25 protein-coding genes, 1 pseudogene and 1 other annotated feature are annotated in these 25227 nt (G+C 39.3%); of the genes and pseudogenes, 10 read left to right on the top strand and 16 right to left on the bottom strand.

The annotated features are described in order from the left end of the window. The first annotated feature begins 94 nt into the window (after positions 1–94). Positions 95–883, top strand: coding sequence for an rRNA large subunit pseudouridine synthase E (locus MST16_RS11125; protein ID WP_078194376.1), 789 nt, complete (start codon positions 95–97; stop codon positions 881–883). A gap of 129 nt (positions 884–1012) precedes the next feature. Here MST16_RS11125 and MST16_RS11130 read toward each other — a convergent pair whose 3' ends face one another. Together MST16_RS11130 and MST16_RS11135 are read right to left on the bottom strand one after the other, a co-directional pair. Beyond that, positions 1013–1483, bottom strand: coding sequence for an IS5/IS1182 family transposase (locus MST16_RS11130; RefSeq protein ID WP_039254797.1), 471 nt, complete (start codon positions 1481–1483; stop codon positions 1013–1015). Then, entirely contained in the window at positions 1431–1826 is a 396-nt protein-coding gene (locus MST16_RS11135) for a transposase family protein (protein WP_257245627.1), read from the bottom strand. Before MST16_RS11135 ends, MST16_RS11130 begins: the two co-directional genes overlap by 53 nt. Positions 1827–1943: 117 nt before the next feature. Here MST16_RS11135 and MST16_RS11140 point away from each other — a divergent pair, with 117 nt between their 5' ends. Further along, on the top strand, positions 1944–2972 hold the full coding sequence (locus tag MST16_RS11140; RefSeq protein WP_180012272.1) for an ELM1/GtrOC1 family putative glycosyltransferase: 1029 nt from the start codon (positions 1944–1946) through the stop codon (positions 2970–2972). Positions 2973–3036: 64 nt separating this feature from the next. Here the strand turns inward: MST16_RS11140 and MST16_RS11145 are convergent, their stop codons facing one another. The 3 genes from MST16_RS11145 to MST16_RS11155 all read right to left on the bottom strand — a co-directional run bounded on the left by MST16_RS11145 (position 3037) and on the right by MST16_RS11155 (position 5551). Then, positions 3037–3471: a hypothetical protein gene (locus MST16_RS11145; protein ID WP_257222731.1), complete on the bottom strand. Its 435-nt coding sequence runs from the start codon at positions 3469–3471 to the stop codon at positions 3037–3039. Between the two features lie 3 nt (positions 3472–3474). After that, positions 3475–3786, bottom strand: coding sequence for a hypothetical protein (locus MST16_RS11150; RefSeq protein WP_257222730.1), 312 nt, complete (start codon positions 3784–3786; stop codon positions 3475–3477). A 61-nt stretch (positions 3787–3847) separates the two neighbouring features. Then, a complete protein-coding gene (locus MST16_RS11155) occupies positions 3848–5551 on the bottom strand; it encodes a M61 family metallopeptidase (RefSeq protein ID WP_180012274.1) in 1704 nt (567 codons plus the stop codon). Positions 5552–5731: 180 nt separating this feature from the next. On the opposite strand from MST16_RS11155, the gene MST16_RS11160 reads away from it, so the two are divergent. The 4 genes from MST16_RS11160 (at position 5732) to MST16_RS11175 (ending at position 9782) form a co-directional block, all read left to right on the top strand. Continuing rightward, positions 5732–7045, top strand: a complete 1314-nt coding sequence (locus MST16_RS11160) for a D-alanyl-D-alanine carboxypeptidase PBP6B (RefSeq protein ID WP_180012276.1) — start codon at positions 5732–5734, stop codon at positions 7043–7045. A 103-nt stretch (positions 7046–7148) separates the two neighbouring features. Then, positions 7149–8450 (top strand): NAD(P)/FAD-dependent oxidoreductase, encoded by a 1302-nt coding sequence (locus tag MST16_RS11165; protein ID WP_180012278.1) that lies wholly within the window; start codon positions 7149–7151, stop codon positions 8448–8450. Positions 8451–8586: 136 nt separating this feature from the next. Then, a complete protein-coding gene (locus MST16_RS11170) occupies positions 8587–9069 on the top strand; it encodes a peptidylprolyl isomerase (protein ID WP_078189067.1) in 483 nt (160 codons plus the stop codon). Positions 9070–9206: 137 nt separating this feature from the next. Beyond that, on the top strand, positions 9207–9782 hold the full coding sequence (locus MST16_RS11175) for a hypothetical protein (protein WP_180012280.1): 576 nt from the start codon (positions 9207–9209) through the stop codon (positions 9780–9782). On the opposite strand, the gene MST16_RS11180 is transcribed toward MST16_RS11175, so the two are convergent. Together MST16_RS11180 and MST16_RS11185 are read right to left on the bottom strand one after the other, a co-directional pair. Further along, complete coding sequence (locus MST16_RS11180; protein ID WP_227554803.1) at positions 9748–10233, bottom strand: transposase; 486 nt, start codon at positions 10231–10233, stop codon at positions 9748–9750. The two genes, MST16_RS11175 and MST16_RS11180, sit on opposite strands and share 35 nt — an antisense overlap. A 47-nt stretch (positions 10234–10280) precedes the next feature. Continuing rightward, entirely contained in the window at positions 10281–10586 is a 306-nt protein-coding gene (locus tag MST16_RS11185) for an IS630 transposase-related protein (RefSeq protein ID WP_087547287.1), read from the bottom strand. Between the two features lie 132 nt (positions 10587–10718). On the opposite strand from MST16_RS11185, the gene MST16_RS11190 reads away from it, so the two are divergent. Continuing rightward, entirely contained in the window at positions 10719–11069 is a 351-nt protein-coding gene (locus MST16_RS11190) for a hypothetical protein (protein ID WP_180012232.1), read from the top strand. A 56-nt stretch (positions 11070–11125) separates the two neighbouring features. On the opposite strand, the gene MST16_RS11195 is transcribed toward MST16_RS11190, so the two are convergent. The 6 genes from MST16_RS11195 to MST16_RS11220 all read right to left on the bottom strand — a co-directional run bounded on the left by MST16_RS11195 (position 11126) and on the right by MST16_RS11220 (position 17117). Further along, a complete protein-coding gene (locus MST16_RS11195; protein WP_180012243.1) occupies positions 11126–11863 on the bottom strand; it encodes a M48 family metallopeptidase in 738 nt (245 codons plus the stop codon). Positions 11864–12017: 154 nt separating this feature from the next. Next, the gene (locus tag MST16_RS11200; protein WP_180012234.1) at positions 12018–12326 is read right to left on the bottom strand and encodes a hypothetical protein; all 309 of its coding nucleotides are present in this window, start codon (positions 12324–12326) and stop codon (positions 12018–12020) included. Between the two features lie 97 nt (positions 12327–12423). Further along, positions 12424–13227: a M48 family metallopeptidase gene (locus tag MST16_RS11205; protein WP_078194387.1), complete on the bottom strand. Its 804-nt coding sequence runs from the start codon at positions 13225–13227 to the stop codon at positions 12424–12426. A 561-nt stretch (positions 13228–13788) separates the two neighbouring features. Next, the gene (locus MST16_RS11210) at positions 13789–15108 is read right to left on the bottom strand and encodes an adenylosuccinate synthase (RefSeq protein WP_078189071.1); all 1320 of its coding nucleotides are present in this window, start codon (positions 15106–15108) and stop codon (positions 13789–13791) included. Positions 15109–15174: 66 nt separating this feature from the next. Continuing rightward, a complete protein-coding gene (locus MST16_RS11215) occupies positions 15175–16341 on the bottom strand; it encodes an ATP phosphoribosyltransferase regulatory subunit (RefSeq protein ID WP_168379351.1) in 1167 nt (388 codons plus the stop codon). Between the two features lie 320 nt (positions 16342–16661). Next, entirely contained in the window at positions 16662–17117 is a 456-nt protein-coding gene (locus tag MST16_RS11220) for an Lrp/AsnC family transcriptional regulator (RefSeq protein ID WP_078189073.1), read from the bottom strand. A gap of 142 nt (positions 17118–17259) precedes the next feature. Here MST16_RS11220 and MST16_RS11225 point away from each other — a divergent pair, with 142 nt between their 5' ends. Both MST16_RS11225 and MST16_RS11230 read left to right on the top strand, forming a co-directional pair. Then, positions 17260–18006 (top strand): AzlC family ABC transporter permease, encoded by a 747-nt coding sequence (locus MST16_RS11225; RefSeq protein WP_180012236.1) that lies wholly within the window; start codon positions 17260–17262, stop codon positions 18004–18006. After that, positions 18003–18302: an AzlD family protein gene (locus MST16_RS11230; protein ID WP_180012238.1), complete on the top strand. Its 300-nt coding sequence runs from the start codon at positions 18003–18005 to the stop codon at positions 18300–18302. Before MST16_RS11225 ends, MST16_RS11230 begins: the two co-directional genes overlap by 4 nt. Before the next feature lie 163 nt (positions 18303–18465). Here the strand turns inward: MST16_RS11230 and MST16_RS11235 are convergent, their stop codons facing one another. From MST16_RS11235 to MST16_RS11245, 3 genes and pseudogenes are all read right to left on the bottom strand, one after another. Then, a complete protein-coding gene (locus tag MST16_RS11235; RefSeq protein WP_078189224.1) occupies positions 18466–18768 on the bottom strand; it encodes a hypothetical protein in 303 nt (100 codons plus the stop codon). Between the two features lie 200 nt (positions 18769–18968). Then, positions 18969–19997, bottom strand: coding sequence for a type I glyceraldehyde-3-phosphate dehydrogenase (locus tag MST16_RS11240; RefSeq protein WP_180012240.1), 1029 nt, complete (start codon positions 19995–19997; stop codon positions 18969–18971). Between the two features lie 153 nt (positions 19998–20150). Further along, positions 20151–21384 (bottom strand): annotated as a pseudogene (locus MST16_RS11245) (IS3 family transposase). Next, positions 20993–21109, bottom strand: a sequence feature (AL1L pseudoknot). (Overlaps the previous pseudogene by 117 nt.) Positions 21385–22254: 870 nt before the next feature. Between MST16_RS11245 and alaS the strand changes: the two are divergent. After that, entirely contained in the window at positions 22255–24948 is a 2694-nt protein-coding gene (gene alaS, locus MST16_RS11250; RefSeq protein ID WP_180010843.1) for an alanine--tRNA ligase, read from the top strand. The last annotated feature ends 279 nt before the right edge of the window (positions 24949–25227 follow it).

Raw genomic sequence — 25227 nt, forward strand, 5'->3', positions numbered from 1 at the left:
CCTTTTTTGAGATTTAGATGGGAAATAGCTGCATTTCCCTATTGAATAAATCTTAACCAATTTGAATTATTGTATTTAATAGAAGTTATTTCCTATGAAAATCGTCATCTTAAACAAGCCATATGACGTGCTCTCCCAATTCCGTAAAGACGAAGCGCATATGACCATATCTGACTTCGTGGACGATCCTAGTCTACGTATTGCAGGTCGTTTAGATATGGACTCTGAAGGTTTGGTATTTTTAACTGATCATGGTGGTTTAAATCAGTACATTACCAACCCTGAAAATAAAAAGTTCAAAACCTACTTAGTGCAAGTCGATGGCGACATCACAGAAGAAGCGCTTGAACAATTACGTAAAGGCGTTGAGCTAAAAGATGGTATGACTTTGCCAGCCAAAGCCATTAAAGTGCAACAGCCAGAATGGTTATGGGATCGTGATCCTCCTGTACGTTTCCGTGCAAACATTCCAACCTCTTGGGTTGAAATCCAAATTTGCGAAGGCCGTAACCGTCAAGTTCGTCGTATGACTTCAGCAGTAGGTTTCCCGACTTTACGTTTAATTCGTACACGTATTGGTGCCATCGATTTAGTTCAATTGGGTTTAGAACCAGGTGAAACCAAAGAAATTGAGCCTTTACTGTACCCTGACTTTCAAAATGTACCTGCAGAAGAACCTTACCGTTCGCGCTCTTATGTGAAAAAACCAGGCGGTACAGGTGGTAAGCCAATGGTTCGTAAGAATAAAGATGGCTCAGTGAAAAAGTCAGGTACAAAACGTATCTGGCAAATGGATGAGAGCGAAAAACCCAAACGCCGTACCAATGGCACAACTCGTCCGAATACTAAAGCCCCTCGTGGCCGCGGTCGTAACGGACGTTGATATAAAGCTTCAAAAAAGGCCTACAACCTACGTAGGCCTTTACATTTTTTTATAAACCTAACAATTATTTAAGATTATTTTCATATTTCGACACTATAATAAGTTATAACAATAGATTTCTTTCATAAGTCATTTTTCACTCAGCTCTAAGTTATAAATTCCAGCAATTAGATTGAATCTTAATGCTAGTCTTTTGCCTCGATTGCGATATCGCTCAGCAAGAATTTTGAAGGTTTTCAAACTGCCAAATACATGCTCAATTCCAATTCTTCTTTTATTGATTTCCTGATTATAGATTTTTAGTTCGGAATCCAGTTTACAGCGCTTCTTTGCTTTTAATGGCAACAAGCTATTTGGATACACTGTATAAATTCCCTGATAACCCTTATCCGCAAGGATAAATGCACCTGCAGGAATCTGATTCAAGTTACGTTTGAAGAGTTCGAAATCATGTACGGCACCACGACTCGTACATAAACTCAGGATTTTTTGAGTTTGATAATGAATGATGGCCTGTACTTTGAAAGTGTGGGTCTTTTTCTTGCCGCTATAGCTTTTCTTCTGTTTTTTTAGGCCTTTGGATTGGAATTTCTGTGGCATCCACGATCACAACATTCCAATCGATGCCTTCGCCCTCGGGTAAATCTTTGGGTAAATTAAAGAGATTGGACCGAATCAGGCAGTCTTCAACATGACGGACAATTCTTGAGGCTGTGGGCTCTGAACCCCCGTAGCTCGTCGCAACGTGAAATAAGGTTCGGTATTCCCGCCAATAGCTTAGACAGAGCAGAACCTGGTCTTCCAGGCTTAACTTGGGCGGTCTGCCTTTGGCAGGGACATGTTTCTTCAATTGCTCAACCATCAAATAGAAAGTTGACCATGAGATTCCTGTGTATCGCTTGAACTGAGGATCAGAAAGCTTGTTTGAATCGATGTATTTCATCCGCAGATTATGCACGAATGCTAAGAAATCCGGAGTGCAAATATTAACCAAAAAGAAGATCGTTTTTTGATTTATGAAAGAGATCTAATATAAACGTTGATTATTTGAACTTCAAAAATGAGCAGCACATCTACACACAATAGAAGCAAAGTATTAATTATTCATGACAACCGAATTGGACATTTAAATCCAGCAATCGCTGTCAGTGAAATGATTGAAAAGCGCTTTTATCTACAATCTGAGCAGTTTGCAATCCCCACTTTACCTAAACGTACAGTGAGTATTTTTAAGAAATTGTCTCATTTCCCAAATTTGTTTCGCACACTTGGGCGCTTATACTTTAAATTCTTACCAAGAAATTTAGAGCATACCGACGTTATCGTCTGTTCAGGTATGCCTAATTTAATTTATGCCGCTTATTTATCTCAACGTTTCAATATCCCACTTATTTATGCAGGCGGTACACGTAAATTTAATTGGCGACTTATTGATTGGACTATTACAACGATTCCAGAAGATCATTCAGGTCGACAAATCATTATTCCTACAGGTGCTGTACCTGATAAAATTACTCGCTTAGCGCATATTCCGTCGAATCATGAAGCATGCCTGTTAATTGGTGGACCGACAAAAGAGTACCCTTTTACCCATCAAGACTTTGAAGAGATGATTCAGCAATTTGTTCAATTCGCAGATCACCATCAAATTCAGGCGTCAGTCGTATGTTCTCGTAGAACACCTGCGTTATCAGAACATGTGATTCAAATGTTAAAAGATAAAAATATTGAGCTTGTGAATACTTGTTCTAAAACTTCTATTTGCGATGTGTTAAAGCGAAGTGAATATATTTTTGTTACTGAAGATAGTGCAACGATGTTATCCGAATCAATCCAAACCGGTCGCATTGTTATTTCAGTTTGTCGTGAATATTCTGAAAAAGATGAAATTATTCAAAATTATTTAGATCTCGAATTAATACAACGTAAAACTATTGGGCAGATTACTGAAGCTGCATATATCAAGCCAAAATTAAATGCTCAACATATTGAACAAATCGTGACTCAACAACTTGCAGAAGATTTGAGGGCAAAATCTCAAGAACTGAGTTTTTATAAATGTCATGCAAAAAAAGCAGTTATCTATTAATTAAAAATTTTATTCGATAGAAATTAAAGCTCACAGATGTGGGCTTTTTTACTATTTACTTTAACTAATCATCTAAATACATGTTTACATGAAAAAAAGGGGAATTTACATTTCTTGGATACAATTGCATGAATAAATCTCTTTGAATTTTCACCCCATTTTTACACTCATAAGAAAGATTGAAGAATTCATCTAATATTTTGTTTAAATTCAATTGATCAACCAATTTTGTTGATAGATGTAATTTAATTTTATAGGTTTCTGATCTTTTCAAAACATCTATTTGCTCCAAACACTCTAGACTATTTTTTTCAATAATTTTAAAGTGATAGGCTTCTTCACCTAAGTTTTCTAAATTAAAATATATAGTAATAAATACAACATTATTGTAAATATACTCACCCGAGCTATTATCAGCAGATAGATCATTGCCAAAAGCAGCTCTTGCGTGAAAATCTGAAATAAAAATTTTTGGAAATAACTGTTTTCGCTGTTCCAACTGTTATTCTTTTTGTGTTTGAACCAACTGTTTTTGCTGCTCAATTCCATTTTTCATTTCTTCAATTTGCAACTGTAGCGCTTTTTCTTGCTGTTCCAACGCTTTAGTATTTTGATCTAATTGTTTACCTTGCTGGAGATACCCGAGTATTAACCAAAGAAAAGCAACTGGAGCAAAGATACCTGCAAGGAAGTCCCCTAGTGAATTCAGCTCTCTATTGGTAAATACAAAATTGTTTTGAACGCAAAACAGTACTATCACTAAGAACCAAATTACAGTTATCGAAATTCCAATTATTAAATTTTTACTATTCATTTTCTTATAAAAAACCCATACCTAAGTATGGGTTTTACATGAAAATTAAATACTTATCAAATTAAGCCTTCAACCACTTCTCAGCTTTAGCCTGATCTTCCACTTTAAGTTCAACTTCAGTTAATTCTGAACCTGCAGCTTTCACTTCAAAGCTCATCAACTCATCACGGCGGAATGCTAGTACGGTATAAGTTCCGTCTTGCTTGGCATATTTTTCTGCCAATTTAACGGTTGCTTTTAGACCATCAATTGCAATAATCACATCGTTCGCAGACAAGCCAGCTTTTGCAGCTGCACCGTCACGGCGAGCAGACTGAACCAACACACCTTCAGGCTTATCAGCCAGTTTTAAACCAAATGGCAATGATTTGTCATTTTTGAGTGTATAGCTTAAGCCAAACTCAGGGAACAACTGATCTAACGGCAATTCATCTGTAGTATTAATCAAGTGATTGATTTGTTCTAACCAATCATCACCCGTTAATTCATTACATAAATTGAAAATAGTCCGTTCATTCACTTGAATGCCATTTTGCGCATTTGCATATAATTTACGCATTAGGGCATCAAGACTTGAACCACGTAGACGTAAGCCAAGATCTAAACATAGCGCCACGAGGCAGCCTTTGTTGTAGTAACTTGTACCTGCATTATTTGAGTTTTCATCCTGACGGTAGAATTTCACCCATGCATCAAAGCTTGACTCAGCAACGGTTTGAATTTCACGACCTGGATTTTGTAAATAGCGATCAATTTGTGCTTTCAAAAGTTTGATATATGAATCCTGATTAATCACACCGCTACGCAGTAAAATCAAATCATCATAATACGATGTAAAACCTTCAAAAATCCAAAGCAAAGAAGTGTAGCCTTCTTTGTTCAAATCATAATTCACAAAGTTTTCTGGACGGATAAATTTTACCAACCATGAGTGGAAATATTCATGGCTGCATAACCCTAAGAAACGTTGATAATCTGCCGATGGCTCTACAGGTTCATTGGCTTTTGGCAAATCATCACGCGGGCTAATTAAACTTGTACTATTTGGATGCTCTAAACCACCATAGCTATTGGCCGTTGCCATGGTCATAAAGGTATAGTCTTTAAATGGTGCTGAACCAAACATGGAAATTTCTGTCGAACAAATTTTTTCGATGTCTTGCTGCATACGCTGCGCGTTCATGGCATGTTTGCCCGAAACCACAAATTCGTGTGGAATGCCGTTGGCTTCAAAACTAAAATGGGTTTGTTCCGCCAGTTCAAACGGTGCATCAATTAACTGGGCATAGTTATCTGCATATAAGGTATAACGACCTTTCACTAAACTTTTTGACTTCAATCCAGTCGCAAGTTGGAAATGCTTTAACTCGGGTGGCAAGAAAACTTCAACCTCAATGGCTGTATCTTCTTGGTCAACTAAACCTAAACATGCGCAAGCTGGATTGACATATAAACGGCTTTGATCAACATAAGCACCACGGACCGACAAGTCAAAGGCATAAACATCATATTCAACGGTGATCAACTCATGATCAGTATTAAATAAACGCCATTTATTTTTTTCAAATTTCTCTATTTGTAACAAACGCCCATCTTCATCATAAGCTCGAACAGCTTCGATATGCTTCGAAAATTCTCGGATTAAGTAACTTCCGGGAATCCAAGTTGGCAAAGAAAGCACCTGTGTTGGATTTGCCAAGAAACGTGCAGTGACATGGACTAGATGCTGACGATAATCGTCAAATTCGATTTGATAATGCAACATAATGGGCGATATAAAATTAGTAAAAGATAACTTATCAATTAGATTAACATTTTTTACAACTGAATGCGGAACTGTCGCAATTGTCTACAATTATGACTAGTCAGCAGAAAAAAAAAGGCATAGCATGCCTAAAAATTTTTTCGTTTTACCACCAACGGAATGGTTGGTTAAGGAACCTCATTGAAACACGTGATCTACCTCATCGCGCTGCTTAGTTTTCTATGCTCCACGATAGCAAATGCTGCCCTTTTAAATATTGTCCCTGAAACTGTTGAAGCTGAAGCTTGGACCATTTTAGATCCTCAGTCGGGTCAGGTGATTGCAGAACATAATAGCCATGTTCAGCGTGCCCCTGCTTCACTTACCAAAATGATGGTGGCTTATATTGCTTTAAAGGAAATTAAAGCAGGTCATTTAAAGAAAAATGAAATCCTAACCGCAACCCCAGTTGTACAAGTGGTTCAATGGGATGAATCACAAATGTATCTCAAAGCAGGCGAACAAATTTCAGTTGATCAGCTTTTAGCAGGTCTTGTGGTCATGTCTGCCAATGATGCCGCTGTGACTTTAGCTGAACGCATTTCTGGTGATATTCCAAAATTTATTGAACGCATGAACAAAGAAGCTAAAGCTTTGGGCATGAATGACACCAATTTTCAAAATCCAGCCGGTATTACCATGCCAGAACATTATTCATCGGCGGCTGACCTTGCACGTTTAGGGCAAGCACTGGTGACTGACACACCTGACTATTTGTATTATTCAAAACAACAAAGTTTTAGTTATAACCAACGCTTCCACCGTGCAACCAATATCTTATTAAAACAAGATCCCACCGTTGATGGCTTAAAAACAGGTTTTACTAAAGCTGCAGGTTATAACTTAGCTTTAACAGCCAACCGTTTGATCGCGAATCCTGACGCGCCAGAACGTCGTTTGATTGTTGTAGTATTAGGGGCAAAAAGTGGATTAAAACGTGCAGAAGTAGCACACAACCTCATGAACTTGGCTTATACCTATACACGTAATGAAGTTGCAATCAAAGATAAGCAATTAATTGCAGAATTACCTGTGGTTAAATCAACCTTGAAAATGTTTAAGGTGGAAACTCAACAACCCAAACTAATTACAACTTCACTTTATGATCAAGCTTATGCCATCGATTTAAAAGCTTTTGACCCTACACAGCAACGTATTCTTTTAAATACTGGCAATGGTCAAATTCAAGCCATTGAACCACTTCATGAAACACAGACTAAACTGAGTGTTGAAGTAAATGAAAAAGAACTCACTGCGCCATTGGCTGAAGTGATGAAATTAGCCACCGTTACGGTTTATCAAAATAATCAGCTGATCAATACCTTTGATATTGAAGATGACGTGCAAATTGAAGAAGCCAATATTTTTGAGCGTTTCATGATGTGGATTAAAGGTCTTTTTAGCATCTTTAATACGGATGCAGCAGAAGTTAAAACCTACCCTCTAGGTCAATGATGTGATTATGTAACTTGTAAGACAATTCGTTATTCGTGCAAAAAAGAAGATGGCATACTCGTGCCATCTTCTTTTTTTCAACAATAATAAAATAGGTAATTCAATGAATAACGCTGATGACTCCAAGTTACACCATATTGTCATTGTCGGTGGTGGTGCCGGTGGTTTAGAACTGGTCACACAACTCGGTGATTTACTCGGTAAAAAAAAGAAAGCGCGCATTACCCTCGTAGATATGAAACTCACGCATGTTTGGAAGCCCCTCTTGCATGAAATTGCCGCAGGGACGATGTCAGTCAGCGAAGAAGAAATCAACTACTATGCGCATGCTGCGAAGCATCATTATGAATTTGTCTTGGCTAAGTTTGAAAATGTTCAGCCTGCTGAAAAAACCATTCAGCTTAGCAAAGTCCAACAAGGTAAATATGAATCTACTCAAGAACAACTGCAACTGAGTTATGACACCCTTGTTCTTGCTTTAGGCTCAGTTTCCAACGATTTCAACACGCCGGGCGTGTATGAACATTGTCACTATTTGGACAGCCTGCAACAAGCTGAAATCTTCCAACAAGATCTCTTACAGTTGTATTTGGATGCACAAAATAGTAATACAGCACGTGAGTTGAAAATTGCCATTATTGGCGCAGGTGCAACTGGCGTTGAACTCTCCGCAGAATTGGTCGAAGCCAAACATAATTTTTATAAATATGGTTTAAATAAAATTCATCCGCAAAGCGTACAGATCAATTTAATTGAAGGTGCTGATCGGATTCTACCTGCACTCCCTGAAAAAATGGCCGAGCATGCACAGCAGCAATTAAAACGCATGAAAATTGAAGTCTTAACCTCTAAACGTGTGGAAAAAGTCGATGCTGAACATGTTTATTTTAATGATGGCAGTAAAATTAAAGCTGAACTGAAAGTTTGGGCGGCAGGTATTAAAACACCAGAAGTGATTTCGAAGCTTGAAGGTTTTGAAAAAGACCGTATGGGGCGTTTAAGTGTGTATGCAACACTACAAACCAAAGCCTACCCTGACATTTTCGCGTTTGGTGATTGTGCTCATTGCCAACCGCGTGCAGATGAACCCGTCCTCGGCCCACGCGCTCAAGTTGCCAGCCAACAAGCGTCATTTCTCGTGGATTGCTTAAAGGCACGCATCCGTGGTCAGCAACTCCCAATATTCGTATTTTCAGACAAAGGCTCCCTAGTCTCATTAAGCAAGCATAAAGCGGTTGGTGAACTTTTAGGTCAGGTCAATGTTCAAGGCTTTGTTGCCAAATCAATGTATGTTTCATTGTATCGAATGCATCAAGCCACAATTTACGGCTATGCACATGCAGGACTATTAACGGCTAAAGATTTTGTTACACGAAAAATCGCGCCTAAAATTAAATTGCATTGAAATTTACAGATCTGCCCCGATTAATGAAAAAAGCATCATAAACATTTAAAAATTGCATTTTTTTGATAAATTTAGTCTACAAAAGTGCAATTTCACTTTATGATGTAACCCTTAAAAAATTGAATGGATCAATAACATGACTGCTATTGCAAATAACTCTGTGGTTTCTTTCCACTACACATTGACTAATGCAGAGGGTGAAACTCTCGACCAATCTCAAGGTGAGCCACTAGCATATTTGCACGGCGCTGGTAACATCATTCCAGGTCTTGAAAAAGCACTTTTAGGCAAAACTGTTGGTGAAAAATTCACTGTAACTGTTCCTGCTGCTGAAGGTTATGGCGAATACAATCCTGATCTCGTTCAAGAAGTTCCTGCTCAAATGTTCCAAGGCGTGGACAACATCCAACCTGGTATGCAATTCCAAGCTCAAACTGATGACGGCGTTCAAATCGTGACAGTTAAAGCGGTTGAAGGCGACAACGTTCTTGTTGATGCAAACTTCCCACTTGCTGGTCAAGATTTAACTTTCGAAGTTGAAATCGTTGAAATCCGTGAAGCTTCTGCTGAAGAACTTGAACACGGTCACGTACACGGTGCAGGCGGTCACCACCACTAAGATCCTCTGATCTCAAGTGCAAAAAGGCAAAGTTTTTACTTTGCCTTTTTTTATTTGCTATATTTCATGTAAAGCAAATAATTTATTGAATAAGAATGAAAACTCATACCCTTCTATTAAGTCTATGTCTCATAAATATGTCTTTTCCAGCATACGGATCTAGCGATACTTGTCGCAGTTTCGAATTAAAAAGCGCAAAGCAACTCAATCGCGTCTATCAAAAAGATGAATTCTATATTTTTTATTCGGATAAACAGAAAAGTACAGACCGCATCCAAAATCTGAACGATACAAACAATAATGCAATTCCTGACTATATCGAAGATATTGCCATCCAAGCAGTCGCATCAAGAGATATCTTTAAACTAGCAGGATTTAGACATCCTCTAAAAAGCCCAAGATATAAGAATGTAAAGGCTATTGCCATATATGTACACGAACTAAAAGGAAATGGGCTCGCCTATGAAAACTCATCTCGAGCGCCAAGTGCCACGAATCTTAAAAATAATCTTTGCTTTATCAGCATTTCTATTTCAAATCAATTAAAAGACTTTCCTGGAAATTATTGGACTACGATCACTCACGAATTATTTCATTTATACCAATATAGCTATGCACAATTTAAAAACGCATGGTACTTGGAAAGTATGGCTAATTGGGCTGAACGTGCACTTATAGCTAAATACCAAATAAATCATTACAGTAATCTTTAAATAATTTATCAATATCTTTAACTCTAAACTTAGTTCGAATCGCCTTGACTCGTGACCACATATTTTCTATTGGATTTAAATCTGGACTATATTTAGGAAGCCACACAATGTAATGGCCTGCACAACGTATCAACTCCTGAAGTCTTTTCCCTTTGTGAAAGGTCGCATTGTCCATAATCAAAACACTGCTTTCTTTCAACTTAGGTAATAAATCCTGTTCAATCCAACATTCAAATACTTCTGTATTCACAGAACAATTAAACACACCAACTGTCAACAATCTATTTTCGATAATTGCACCGATCGCATTACTGCAATTCTTCAACTGCCAGTTAAATTCACCTTCAGCACGTGTTCCTTGAAGGCTATAACTATGAGTTCTGGTACTTTCACTTTGAAAACCACTTTCATCTATGTAAATCAGAGGCAATTTCCCTTCTAAACACTCTATGAGATTTTGAAATTGCTGACGTTGATTTTGATCTGCTTTAGGATGCTTTAACGTCTTTTTTTACGCGATATTCCTGCGGCATGTAATGCATTAAATACCGCATGAGTGCTTACTCCTAAACGTTCAGCTCGCTCATACTGATAATCATCAGGATATTGTTCAACATCCTTCAATATTTGCTCTCTGCTAATTTTAGCTGGACGGCCAGGAATAGGTTTGTTTGTAGTGGACTTTTTCCAGTTCTGAATCGTTTGTATACAGATGTTAAAATGCTGTGCTGCTTTTCGCACAGACATTTCATCTCGAATCATAATTTCTATGACTTTGTCTTTAAAATCTTTTGAATATCCCATATCTCTATTGTTCTATAGTTTTTAGGATTTGGCTATAGACGTGATATTACACCGCAAACAACTCAATTACGTGCATTACCCCAAAATGCATTACAAGTTAATGAGCAATTCTTTAATAAAAACTATAATCACATGTGGCGGCGTTTGTTTTTCAAACAACAAAAAGATGCATTCTTAGTCCCCGATGAGCTTCTAAAGAGAACTTATATTGATGGTTCACTGGTATTTAAAGATAATGTTTGGTATGGAACTAAATTTGCAAAATATTTTTTAACCGACCTAGAAAATTCATCCATTAAAATAAGTAACGAAAAAAAATGGAACCCTTATCAATGGAAAGAATCGGATCAAAAGCTAAAGCAATGGAATTGTACAATCTTTAAAACTTATCAAAACAACCTTAAAGAATTTGATAAAAAAGATAATGAAATTAAATCTCTAAATGAAATATCATCAAAATCTATCAATGATTTTTGTTCGTGATAGAAAAAAAGCAGGCCACGGCCTGCTTTTTTAAAATGGATAATTCATTCATACTATTAACGACGTTGGTTATAAATCTGCTGCGCTGCAGGTAGATTTTTACGCATCGCTTCAATACGTTGTGAGTTTGATGGATGCGTTGATAAGAATGATGAACCTCCCGCACCTTCAAGCTTGTTCATTTTTTCCCAAAGCGTAATTGCCGCTTGTGGGTTATATCCTGCACGTGCCATTAACATTAAGCCACCTTGGTCAGCACGGCTTTCCAAAGAACGTGAATAAGGCAAACCTACACCGATTTGACTACCCAACTGTGCAGCTGCAGTACCCAATTGACCGACATTATTACCTGCTGCACTTAAACCAATATTCAGTGCAAGATCAGTTAAGGCTTGCGCACCCAATTTACTTTTTGCATGTTCTTCAAGAGCATGGACCATTTCATGCCCCATGACCGCTGCAATTTCTGCATCGGTCAAATTCAGTTTATTGACGATACCTGTATAAAATACAACTTTACCGCCTGGAGCAACAAAAGCATTAACTTGATCAGATTTCATGACTGCCAATTGCCATTGGAACGCTTGACCCGTTTGATTCATCTGGTTGGCAATCGGACGTAATTTTAAGAATACTGAGTTAATACGCTTATAAGTACTTGATGATGTATCTAATTGGTTTTTAGCACGAGCTTCCGTCACCATTTGGTTATAACTTTGCGTTGCTTGCGCATTCAATGTCGCAGTATCCGCTCCTGCCATATCTGCCACTGTCGCACAGCCCGAAATCGTCATTACACCAGCCACACACAGGCTCGTTAAAATTATTTTTTTCACTTAGGCTACTCCAGACCATTAAAATATAAGTAAATTTATGCATATTATATTCTTATGATTTAGAGCTTAAAACGAAGTTATAGCGACTTATAATAGTATTTATGTAATTTTTTTAAGCCGAAAATTGAAGAACCAACCAATAGATTAAACAAACCACATTCAACCCCAAATACGCATGCATTAAAGGCTTAATTTTTTCTTCTAACTGCACATTTTTTCGCTTAAAAAATAGGACAGCATTTTGTATCAAAACTATGGGCACAAGAATACAGGCAATAATTACCGACAATCCAATCAGGGCTTGATAAATCAATTGTGGATCTTGTGTTTGGGCACGAATGATCATCATAGCGATGGTAGGTGCACCCCCCATCGCAAATAATAAAGAATAAAAAATGGTGGTCGAAATATTCTTTTGCATCCTGCACTTCTCTTCCTAATTCAAATTGCATTTTAGCAACTCACCACAAAGTGTATAGCGTACTAAAATGCAACTTTAGTCTTGAAAACAGCCGATATTAACGACGTACACTCGAAGGTGTCGCATTTTTATAATATTGCTGTGCTTCTGGCATCATTTTTTGCATAGCAGCAATACGATCATTATTACTTGGGTGTGTAGACATAAATTTGCTCAGTGCATCATTGCCACTGTTGTCATTCGCATTCATTTTTTTCCACAACGAGATCGCTGCTTCTGGGTTATATCCAGCTTTTGCCATCATCACTAGGCCACCTTTATCCGCGCGGCTTTCCAAATTACGAGAATACGGCAAGCCCACACCGAACTGACTACCCAAATCAAGCAAGGTTGCACCATAGCCGCCTGCAGCGTTGCCTACGTATTGTGAACCGATACTCACCGCAAGATTGGTTAGTGCTGAAGCGCCAATTTTATTTTTTGCATGTTCTTCTAAGGCATGAACCATTTCGTGACCCATGATTGCAGCGACTTCATCATCCGTAAGTTTGAGTGTTTCGACGATTCCTGTATAGAAAACAACTTTGCCACCGGGTGCGACATAGGCATTGATTTCTTTAGACTTGATCACGGCAACTTTCCAATCAAAAGCCTGACCCGTTTGATTCATCTGATCTGCAAACGGTTTCATTTTCCAGAAAACACGGTTTACTTTTTGATAAGTCGCAGACTTGGTATCGAGCACTTGTTTGGTCTGCGCGTCTTTCAGCATTGCGTTATAAGACTGTGTTGCTTGTAAGTTCAAAGATGCAGAATCAGCACCTGCAAGATCAGCAATCGTGGTACAACCTGATAAAGAAGCTGCTACGGCAAAGCATGCCAAAGATTTTTTATAATTCATCATGATCTCTAGTTATTTATAAAGAGTGTCAAATATATACAAAAAATTGACTGACTCAATATTTTTATGCTTATTTTTTTCAAAATCTTTATTTTTCCATTATTTAAATTTAATATCTGATGTTACCCCGTAAAAATAATTTCACATTTTTTAAATACTTTTAAGTATATTCAACGGAGTCTTACATCTTGGGTTTAAATACAGGGATTAGCCTTCGGCTGGAGGTACCTCTTACGAAACGTTGTTTCTCATTTGGCAAAATGAGAAGCGTGCTTCGCAAGGAAACCATCTTGCGGTGCAATGCACCTCACCGACAAAACTCGTTCACTAGTGTCAAAATATTTACAGTATTGCAAAAACATTTTTAATTAAAAGTAGTCCTGTCTCAAACACTTGCGGATGAATTATCGCGTATCATTCTTTTATTTGAATCAAATGGCACTTCGGATGTTACTGAGTACTATCAGTTTATAATACATGCTGTTTTTTGAAGTTATGTTCTTCGCTATATAAAAAAAGCCCCGCTTTCGCGAGGCTTTTACATCTTAATTCAACAGCACATTATGCGTCGAATGGATGACGTAATACGATTGTTTCATCACGGTCTGGACCAGTTGAAATGATGTCGATTGGACATTCAATCAATTGCTCTAAACGTTTCACGTAGTTAATTGCATTTTGTGGCAATTGATCTAGTGATTTCGCACCGAAAGTAGACTCAGACCAACCTGGCATGGTTTCGTAGATTGGTTTTAAAGTTTCAAATGCAAGCGCATCAGAAGAACCTACACAACCAGAATCAGCTGCTTCGTAACCTACACAGATTTTCACTTCTTCTAAACCATCTAGAACGTCTAGTTTAGTTAAGCAAATACCAGAAAGTGAGTTTACTTCTACTGAACGACGTAGAATTTCAGCATCGAACCAGCCACAACGACGTTGACGGCCAGTAGACGCACCAAATTCAGAACCTACAGTACCCAAGTGTTTACCGATTGCATCACCAACATCGTTAGCAGCATCATAAACAAGTTCAGTTGGGAACGGACCAGCACCTACACGAGTTGTGTACGCTTTAGTGATACCCAATACATAGTCAAGGTGCAATGGACCAAGACCTGAACCAGAGCTTACGCCACCAGCAGTTGTGTTTGAAGAAGTAACATACGGGTATGTCCCGTGGTCAACGTCAAGAAGTGAACCTTGCGCGCCTTCAAACATGATTTTCTTACCTGCTTTACGGTAAGCATGAAGTTCGCCAGTCACGTCCATCACCATAGGTTCGATGACTTTACGCCATTCGTCACATAGAGCGATTACATCTTCAACTTTAACGGCTTCAACACCGAAGAATTGAGTCAATTGGAAGTTATGGTATTCAAGAAGCTCTTCTAGTTGAGCTTTAAGATGAGCACCACCACGAACCAAGTCAGCAACACGGATTGCACGACGAGCCACTTTGTCTTCGTATGCAGGACCGATACCACGACCTGTTGTACCAATTTTCGCATTGCCACGTTTTTTCTCACGTGCTTGGTCAAGGGCGATATGGTGTGGAAGGATCAACGGACAGTTTGGAGAAATACGTAGACGTTCACGTACAGGCACGCCTTCTTTTTCTAAAACTTCCATTTCGTGGATTAAAGCTTCAGGTGATAAAACAACACCATTACCAATTAAGCACAATACGTTGTCACGTAAAATACCAGATGGAATGAGGTGTAAAACAGTTTTCTTACCACCAACCACAAGTGTATGACCTGCGTTGTGTCCGCCTTGATAGCGAACTACCGCAGCCGCTTGATCTGTGAGCAGGTCGACTATCTTACCTTTACCTTCGTCGCCCCATTGGGTACCAAGTACCACAACATTCTTGCCCATAATAGCCTCATTGCATCATGCTGTTAAAATTGGAAAAAACGTGTGTGCCCGCAGGCACATCCGAGATTAAATTTGTTTGATTGTCCACTCGCCATTTGCATTCACCAACTGGTGCGTTGCATACGGTGCTGAGCTTAAATCATCATTACCTAACAATTGAACAACACTGAATCCTTCGGTACGTGCTGCTTCAATTGCCTTTAATAAATCTGCTTCGATGCCTTTTGGTGCAACCAAAACTTGGTTTTTCTGAACTTGACCTGCAGTTAATGCATATAGGTCACAAGAAAAACCTGTAGCTGGACGCGCGCGACCGAAGTGTTCACCAATACCGTCATAGCGACCGCCTTGAGCCAATGGCGCAGCACGGTTTGGTGCATATACGGCATACATTAAACCAGTGTGATAATGATATGAACGAAGTTCAACCACATCGATACCAATGTGTAAGTCTGGCCAACGAGCTTGGATTGCCGCTTGAGTCGATTTCACTGCATCAAAAGCCAGTTTAAATGCTTCATTTGCCAATACATCAGCCGTTAAATTGGCTTGCAATGCATCTAAGTCACTTGCAAAACGACCTAAAGTATAGAAGTCAGCACCATTTGGAATGCTTTGTGTGAATTCAGCAAGTTCAGGTAAAGCTTTACGTTGATACAAGTCAGATAACTGACGTTCAACTGCTTTGCTCAAGCCAGCTTGTTTCACCATGCTGCGGAATAAACCGACATGCCCTAAATCAAGATGGATACCATCTGCATGACCTGCTTTAGCAAGCAAGTTGATCATGACATCAATCAGTTCAACGTCAGCATCAATGCTGTCTGAACCAAATAATTCTGCACCTAACTGTAAAGGTGCACGTGTGGTATTAAAACCCTGTGGTTTAGTATGTAGTACTGTACCAGCGTAGCAATAACGAGCTACACCTTCGACAGGATGTACATGCGCATCAATACGAGCCACTTGTGGTGTCATATCGGCACGCACACCAAGCAAACGACCTGAAAGTTGATCGATCACTTTAAAAGTGGCTAAGTCTAAATCTTGATTCGATTCTGAAAGAGAAGATAGAGATTCGATGTATTCAATGAATGGCGTGTACACCAACTGATAACCTCGAGATGCGAGGAAATCTAATGCTTCACGACGCAAAGATTCAATCACTTGCGCCTGTTCTGGCAGTACATCAGCTACACCATCAGGTAATAACCATGTCTCTGAAATGGGCATGTTGTAAACCTAAATTCTTGTCAGCGCGGAACAAATCCGCATAAAAAAATCGGGAGCACACCCGATTTCTCCTAGTTTAGCACGATAGTTTTACGCTTGCACACGACTTTTTCATAAAAGATGCTTCAGCATTCATTACTTCATCAACAGCTTTAATTTTTACAAATAAATATATGTTTATGCTTATATTTTAAAATCCTGTGAACGTTATTTTTTAACCATTTGATAAAAAATAATAAGCATCCTACTTTCTATAGATGAAGTTTTAAACAAAGTTATAAATATGATCAGGCTCAATAACTTAATTTAAGACACGAACATCAATCCAATGGAAGCGCTGTAGTTTGTTTAACAGCCTGTAACGGTATCTCTGTTTTTACATTTTGCACACTGGCGATCTGCGTTAAATGATGAATCTGAAACTTTCGATAGGCTTCTAAATCTGCCACGACGATACGTAAGAAAAAGTCACAATCCCCTGCCATGAGTTGACATTCAACCACCTCAGGCATCGTTTGAATCGCTGCGACAAAATCATTCACGGTTTTTGCATCTTGACCTTTTAGCCAAATCCGCGCAAATACCGTTAAACTTAAATTCAATTTTGACTGATTCAGTAAAGCCACATATTTCTCAATATAGCCTTCATCTTCTAGTTGCTTAACCCGTCTCAAACACGGCGAAGGTGATAAACCAACTAGTTGGGCCAATTCATTATTTTGTAGTTTTCCATTTTGCTGTAATGCTTGCAAAATGCGTTTATCTATCTGATCCATCAATAAAGGCACTAAATTTCACAATAATCTTTATTTTAGCAATTTTATTGCACAATAAAAGCAATCTTCCATAAAATAGCTGCCAAATGCCGCTCAGATATCCATAAAATATTGCTTTCGATCTCGCTTCATGGAAAACGTCATGTTGATGTTTAGACAAAGTACACTCAATCACACCCACTCACAGCATTCTATTGAGTTTAAACGAGGTCTAAAAACATCTATTCCAATGCTGCTGGGCATTATTCCTTTTGCATTAGTTTTGGGTGCTCAGGCAACACATAAAGGCTTTTCTAGTTTAGAAGTTCCGCTTTTGACTGGCCTTAACTTTGCCGGTGGTTCTGAATTTGCCATTTTGGAAGTTTGGACCAATCCCCCTAATATTCTCATGCTGATGTTTATTACGTTTTTAGTGAATAGTCGGCACCTATTAATGGGGGCGAGCCTTGTCCCGTATTTACGACATCTACCGAATCGTAAGGTTTATACCGCTTTATTTTTTATGTGCGATGAAAGTTGGGCCGTAGGTTTGGCCGATGCGCAAAAAAAATCTAATGTTTTGGGAATTCAGCGCGCCTTTAGTTTGATGTTCTATGCAGGCTTATGCTGTGCTCTATATTTGATGTGGGTTGGCTTTACCACGCTAGGGGCAATGATCGGGCCGATACTTGGCGATATTAGTCGACTTGGTTTTGATATGGCCTTCCCTGCTGTATTTCTTGTTTTACTGCGTGGCATGTGGAAAGGCTTTAAAGCGGCGCGTCCATGGCTGGTCAGTTTGATTGCCGCATCTTTGGCTTACTTGTATCTCCCTGCGGGCTGGTATGTTCCGATTGGCGCAGTTACTGGCATTGCTTCTGCATTTTTCCTAATTGGAGATGATGCATGATCCACACTAGCACCCTGATCGCGATTCTATTTATAGCCTTAACCACTTACCTGACCCGTATCTTGGGTTATGTGTTACTGAAAAACCGTAGCCTCACCAACAAACAACGTCAAATTATGGAAGTTGTTCCCGGCTGTGTGTTGATCTCAGTGATCGCGCCTTATTTTGTTAAAGATAATCCTGCTGATTTGATCGCGATGGCTATTACCCTATTTGCAGCATCACGTTTTTCGTTATTGCCTACCGTTGTGATTAGCATGCTTTCAGCAGCAGTATTAAGACAAATTTTGATTTAACTAAGTAATACGCGATCATGTTTTGAATAACGCGTGAACTACGATTTAAACCCAATGATGATGAATATTAGGAATCATCTTATTGGATAAAAAATACCCATACCTTGAGATCACATGCTTCATGCAGATATCGAGGTGTGGGCAGTCTTTTGTATTTTTTTGATTAGCTTTGGTCTGTCTTGACTACTTTTGCCAAAAGGTTCACCAACTCTGCATTTTGCAATTCAACTTGCTGTAATTTGTGAGTGGTTTGATCTAATACTTCTTGCTGGATATGCATTTTCTTTGCAAGATCTTGCATAATTTCCAAGGTCTTTTTCAGGTTGGCTTCTAAATGCACCACTTTTTCTTCAAGTGGCAAGGTTTCATGCGCGGTAGATTGCGATACGTCACGATTAAACTGTAGCCAAATTAAAAATATAACCGCCAGCGCCAATAATAAAATAAATCCCCAAAGTAACATCAACATCATGCTCAATACTCTTTATATATTTCTTTGACTTTCATCTTAAACAATAAATTGGCTGTGCTTGAATATTTTTTAAAGTTTTTCAATATTTTCGAGATACATCAACGAGATTACGCATGATTTTTCATCTAATTTTAGAAAATAAAAAAACACCTACAAGCTAGTAGATGTTTTCTATATTGGATAAGTTTGAATTTTTATAAAGAGTGAAAACTTTCACATAAATCGAGCAAGCGGTTCGCATAGCCCCATTCATTGTCATACCATGCGAAAACTTTTGCTTGCTTTCCTACCACCATGGTTTGATTCAAATCGACAATCAATGAATAAGGTGAATGATTAAAATCACTTGAGACCAAGGGCTCATCGGTTACTGACATAATTTCATGATAATCAAAACGTGCAGCTTTGCTTAACACTGCATTTAACTTATGCTTGGTGATAACTGATTGAGACACAAAACTTAAATCGATTGCAGCAACATTGATAGTCGGCACACGAATCGAATAGCCATCGATTCGATCTTCCATTTTCGGCATGACCCGTTTCAACGCACCTAGAGCTGAAGAGGTTGTTGGAATAATATTTTGACCTGAAGCTCGCGCACGACGTAAGTCACGATGTGCATGATCCAATACAGACTGATCCGCAGTCACAGCATGAATTTCTGTCATGAGTGCTGTGTCTATACCAAAGGCATCATCAATAATTTTGACTAAAGGCACCAAAGCCTGCGTGGTACACGACACACTCGAAATAATTTGATCCGTCGCTTTGACTTCATGATGATTAACACCATACACAATCGCAGCATCAACACTGTCAAACGGCGCAGCACCAATAATCACACGTTTGGCACCTGCACCAATATGCTGTGTGGCTGCCTCTCGCGATCTAAATAAACCTGTACATTCGAGTACCACATCGACATTCAGGTGTTGCCAAGGCAAAAGACTCGGCTGTGCTTCATTTAAAACTTGCACTTTGAGATGTGCTTGGGCACAAGAGATCTCTAGAAAAATAGCGCCATCTTGTTCAAGAATGTCGACTTGGCCTGCAAAACGACCATGCGTGGTGTCGTATTTAAACAAATGCACCATGGTTTCCACATCAGCGACATCATTTATGGCAACAATTTCATAGTGAAATTCCTTTAGATTTTCAAACCAAGCGCGTAATACATTGCGTCCGATTCGACCAAATCCATTAATTGCCACTCGCTGCATGACCAATCCTTCGTTTTAAAACAAAAATAAAGCATCTATATATTAATGGATTTCAACATGAAAACGTTATCATTTATTCGTTTAATGCTTATTGGGCTTTATTTTTATAAAACTTGAATCGTACCGGGTTTGTCGGAGACTTTTTTATTTAAGTTAGGCCACCTGACCTAACGGGTTAATCTTATCATAGTACATTGCTTCAAACTCAAAAGGTGATACATAACCCAGTGCACTGTGTACACGCTCTTTATTGAACCAATCTACCCAGTTTAGTGTCGCAAGTTGTACATCCGCTAAACCTTGCCAATCCGCTTTTAAATATTCAATCACCTCTGTTTTGTATAAGCCATTCACCATTTCAGCCAAAGCATTATCGTATGAATCACCGGTCGTACCGACTGATGCTCGTAAATTTGCTGCTTCTAAACGATTGGTATAACGAATGGAAAGATATTGCACGCCTCTGTCACTATGATGAATCACGTTCTTTGGCATGCCTCGATCATGCAATGCTTGCTCCAGTGCATCGAGCACCATATCTGTATTCATACGTGTTGATACTTTCCATCCAACAATTGCTCGCGAGAACACATCAATAATAAAGGCGGTATAGACCCAGCCTGAATGAGTTTGAATATACGTGAAGTCAGCGACCTGAGAAGCATTGCTTCGCAAGGGTCAGGATGATCTGCATTAAAATTGCGTTTTACTAAGTCATCTGCTCGTTTTTGATCATCTCGGCTACGGGTGGTTTGTTTATTCTTACCACGCCAAACACCTTGTATACCTAGCTTCTGCATCAATCGAGCAACTGTACAACGTGCGATAACATAACCTTCACGTTTCAATTGTTGCCAGACCTTACGCACACCATATCGACCTAAACTTTCTTTCCAAATACGTTTGATTTGCTCTGCATGATATAAATCATGCAGAGCACGTTTCGCTCGATGTTCTGGGTTATCAACGAGATCTAAAGCCCGATAATAGGTCGAAGCTGCAATCGGTAAAATTCTACAAATCGCTTCAACACCATATCGATCTTTATTGTTCTGGATAAAATCCACCATTATTTGTGTGGGCGGTCGAGCTCCGCCTGGGCGAAAAAAGCGGCTGCTTTACGTAGAATTTCATTGGCACGTTTTAATTCTTTAATTTCACGTTCCATTTGCTTCATTTTTTCTTGGTCAGATATCTGTTGTACTTTGGCAGGATTTAGTTGATCCATATGCTTTAAATACCAAACACGCAATGTTTCAGGAGTACAACCAATCTTAGGTGCAATAGCTGTGATTGCAGCCCAAGTAGAAGGATAATCTTTTTCAGATTCAATCAATAATTGAACCGCTCTTTCTCTGATTTCAGGGGTATATTTTGGTTTTGTCATTGGAACATTCTCTCAAGAAAGTTGGTCTCCGACAAACCCGGTACGGTTCAACTTTAGCACCTGTATAGATCTAAATATTAGCTTCACTAGAAATGTACAGCACTAAGATCAAGTCCAAACACTATGATTAAATTGGGTATAAACATGCAATTTTCCCAATGAACTGAAAAATATAAAAGCAACCCACCTTCATGTAGAGCATTCATCAACATGTTGAATTTGAAATTTCAAAGCTTTTCAAGACATATAAACAACTCATGTTATGTCGTAAAAGTAATTAAGCATTTTTAAAATGCTTTTTAAGTTTATTCGACGGAGTCTTACATTTTTGAATTGATAAAGGTATTAGCCTTCGGCTGGAGGTACTCTTACGAAACATTGTTTCTCATTCGGCAAAATGAGAAGCGTGCTTCGTAAGGAAACCAACTTGCCGTGAATGCACCTCACCGACAAAACTCTTTCACTAGCGTCAAATTATTGAAAATATCGCAAAAACATTTTTGATTAAAAGTAGCACTATCTCAAACACTTGCGGATGACGTTACCGCGTATCGTTCTTTTATTTGGATCAAATTGCGCTTCTGATGTTACTGCGCAACATCAGTAAATAAAACGCAGCAACAGTGCGCTCACAAGATTAATCAATGAATACTTTCAGCGTTCCAAAGGTTTAAAAATCTAAAAATATAGGTGCTAAATTTAAAACATATAAAAAGTCATAGAGATAGCCGAAAATCATTGGTCACTACACCTTTTTCCGTTATAATTTAGCGTTTTTAAATTTTATGTCAGCATCTCAAGCCAGCTTTAAAATTTTGTGAGACTTGCTTGATAGGCTATTACCAAATCGAAATTAGGAGAGACTTGGTTGTGAGTACTCGTTTTATGACATCAGCTGAAATTCGCGAAGCTTTTTTAAGCTACTTTGAATCGCAAGGGCATACACGTGTCGCGTCGAGTTCTCTGGTACCTGCCAACGACCCAACACTATTGTTCACAAATGCTGGTATGAACCAGTTTAAAGACTGCTTCCTCGGTCTTGAAAAACGTGACTACGTTCGTGCAACTTCTTCACAAAAATGTGTCCGTGCCGGCGGAAAACACAACGACTTAGACAACGTTGGTTATACAGCACGTCACCACACGTTCTTTGAAATGTTGGGTAACTTCTCATTTGGTGACTACTTCAAACGTGATGCCATCACATTTGCCTGGGATTTCTTAACCAACGAAAAATGGTTAGGTCTACCAAAAGATAAACTATATGCCACTGTTTACCACACAGATGACGAAGCATTTGATATCTGGAACAAAGATATTGGTCTAGACGCTTCACGTATTATCCGTATTGGTGACAACAAAGGCGAAAAATACGCTTCAGATAACTTCTGGGCAATGGGCGATACAGGTCCTTGCGGTCCATGTTCTGAAATCTTCTTTGACCATGGCGACCACATTTGGGGCGGCTTGCCGGGCACGCCTGAAGAAGATGGCGACCGTTTCATCGAAATTTGGAACAACGTATTCATGCAGTTCAACCGTACTGCTGATGGTGTCCTGCATGCCCTTCCTGCACCTTCTGTAGATACAGGTATGGGCCTTGAGCGTATTTCTGCAGTTTTACAGCATGTAAACTCAAACTACGAAATCGACCTATTCCAAAACCTGCTTAAAGCTGCTGCAGAAATCATCGGTTTAGATACCACTGAACTTGAAGCAAAAGCGCAAGCAGAAAACAAACCGGTTGAATACCCTGCTTCACTTAAAGTTGTGGCTGACCATGCACGTTCATGCTGCTTCTTGATTGCAGACGGTGTTAACCCTTCTAATGAAGGCCGCGGCTATGTACTTCGCCGTATTATCCGCCGCGCAGTGCGTCACGGTAACAAATTGGGTGCGACAGGTTCATTTTTCCACAAAATGCTTCAACCGTTAATTAACGTGATGGGTGCTGCATATCCTGAACTGGAAGCACAAAAAGCACGTATCGAAGCTCAGCTTTTAAAAGAAGAAGAACAATTTGCAAAAACTTTAGAGCAAGGTTTGAAATTGCTTGAAGGTGAATTGGCTCAACTTAAAGGTTCAGTGATTCCGGGCGAAACAGTATTTAAACTTTACGATACTTACGGCTTCCCGACTGACCTTACAGCAGACATTGCACGTGAACGTGATCTCACCATTGATGAAGCTGGTTTCGAAGTTGAAATGGCAGCTCAGCGTCAACGTGCGCGTGATGCTGGTAAATTTGCTGTCGACTACAACTCAATTGTGAAAGTTGAAGGCGAGACTCAATTTGACGGCTATGACGCAACTCAAGGCCAAGGTCAAATTGTTGCAATCTACAAAGACGGCGAACAAGTTGATGAAGTTTTTGAAGGCGATGAAGCGCTGATCGTTCTAAACCAAACTCCTTTCTATGCAGAAAGCGGCGGTCAAGTTGGCGATACAGGTATCTTCAAAAACGAAACTGGTATTTTTGAAGTTCAAGACACCAAAAAATCAGGCGGCGCTTTTGTACACCAAGGCATCGTGACCATGGGTAACTTAAAAGCGGCTCAAGCGGTTGAAGCGATTGTTAAGGCGGATATCCGTGCAGCAACTTCACGCAACCACTCTGCGACTCACCTTTTACATGCAGCGCTGCGCCAAGTTTTGGGTACGCATGTACAGCAAAAAGGTTCATTGGTTGCCAGCGAACTTTTACGTTTTGACTTTGCCAATGATCAACCTGTTTCATTTGAACAGCTTCAAGAAATTGAACGCATTGTCAATGCCGAAGTGATTGCCAATACGGCTGTTTCAACTGAACTTTTAGACATCGATGCGGCTAAAGAAAAAGGCGCGATGATGTTGTTCGGTGAGAAATACGGTGACGAAGTACGTGTACTTTCAATGGGTACAACCAAAGATGAGAAAAACTTCTCTATCGAACTTTGTGGCGGTATTCACGTTAAACGCACAGGTGACATCGGCCTATTCAAGATCACATCTGAAGGCGGTGTTGCTGCAGGCGTACGTCGTATTGAAGCCGTTACTGGTACTAAAGCGGTTGAAGCTGCGCAAAAAGCTGATCGTGACATTCATGCAATTAACGACTTGCTTAAAGCGCAAAAAGATCAAACTTTAGAAAAAGTTGAAGCTTTATCTCACACAGCGTCTAGCTTGCAAAAACAAATTGAACAATTGAACCAAAAATTAGCAAGCTTCCAAGCAGCTGAGTTATTAAGTCAAGTTCAAGAGATTGCTGGCCGCAAAACATTAATCACTACCGTTCAAGGTGTAGATGCGAAATCACTTCGCAACTTGCACGATGGTGTGAAATCTAAGTTAGACAATGCTGTGATCGTGATCGCAGCGGTTGATGCCGACAAATTGAGCCTGATTGCTTCGGTTGCTAAAGAATACACTGCTGCTGTAAAAGCAGGTGACATCATCAAACACCTTGGTCAAGAGCTTGGTGGTAAAGGTGGTGGTAAACCTGATATGGCTCAAGGTGGTGCGCCTTATAGCGACAAACTTGAAGCAGTAATGACTGACCTCGTTGCATGGTTAGCTGCAAAATAAGACCAAAAGTCCTATAGCTCAAAGTGACTCACCTCCTTTGAGCAAATCAACAGGTTTAAGTAGTGTGTTTTTTAATGCTGGATCCTGCTTAAACCCTGTTGATGCGTGAAAACGCAAACTCAATCATCATGTTGAAACCAATATTCAACCTCTGGCTAAATGATGAAAATGGAGTCTAAAAGGCTGGGTTCATGTGAATCCCCTGCAGACACAAAGTATCTATTTGAACTCCTCCTACCTTGGAGTTCATGAGCTACGTGGTATATTAAAATCGCGCTC

Source organism: Acinetobacter sp. YH16040_T, from assembly GCF_024605785.1.
Classification (GTDB): domain Bacteria; phylum Pseudomonadota; class Gammaproteobacteria; order Pseudomonadales; family Moraxellaceae; genus Acinetobacter; species Acinetobacter amyesii.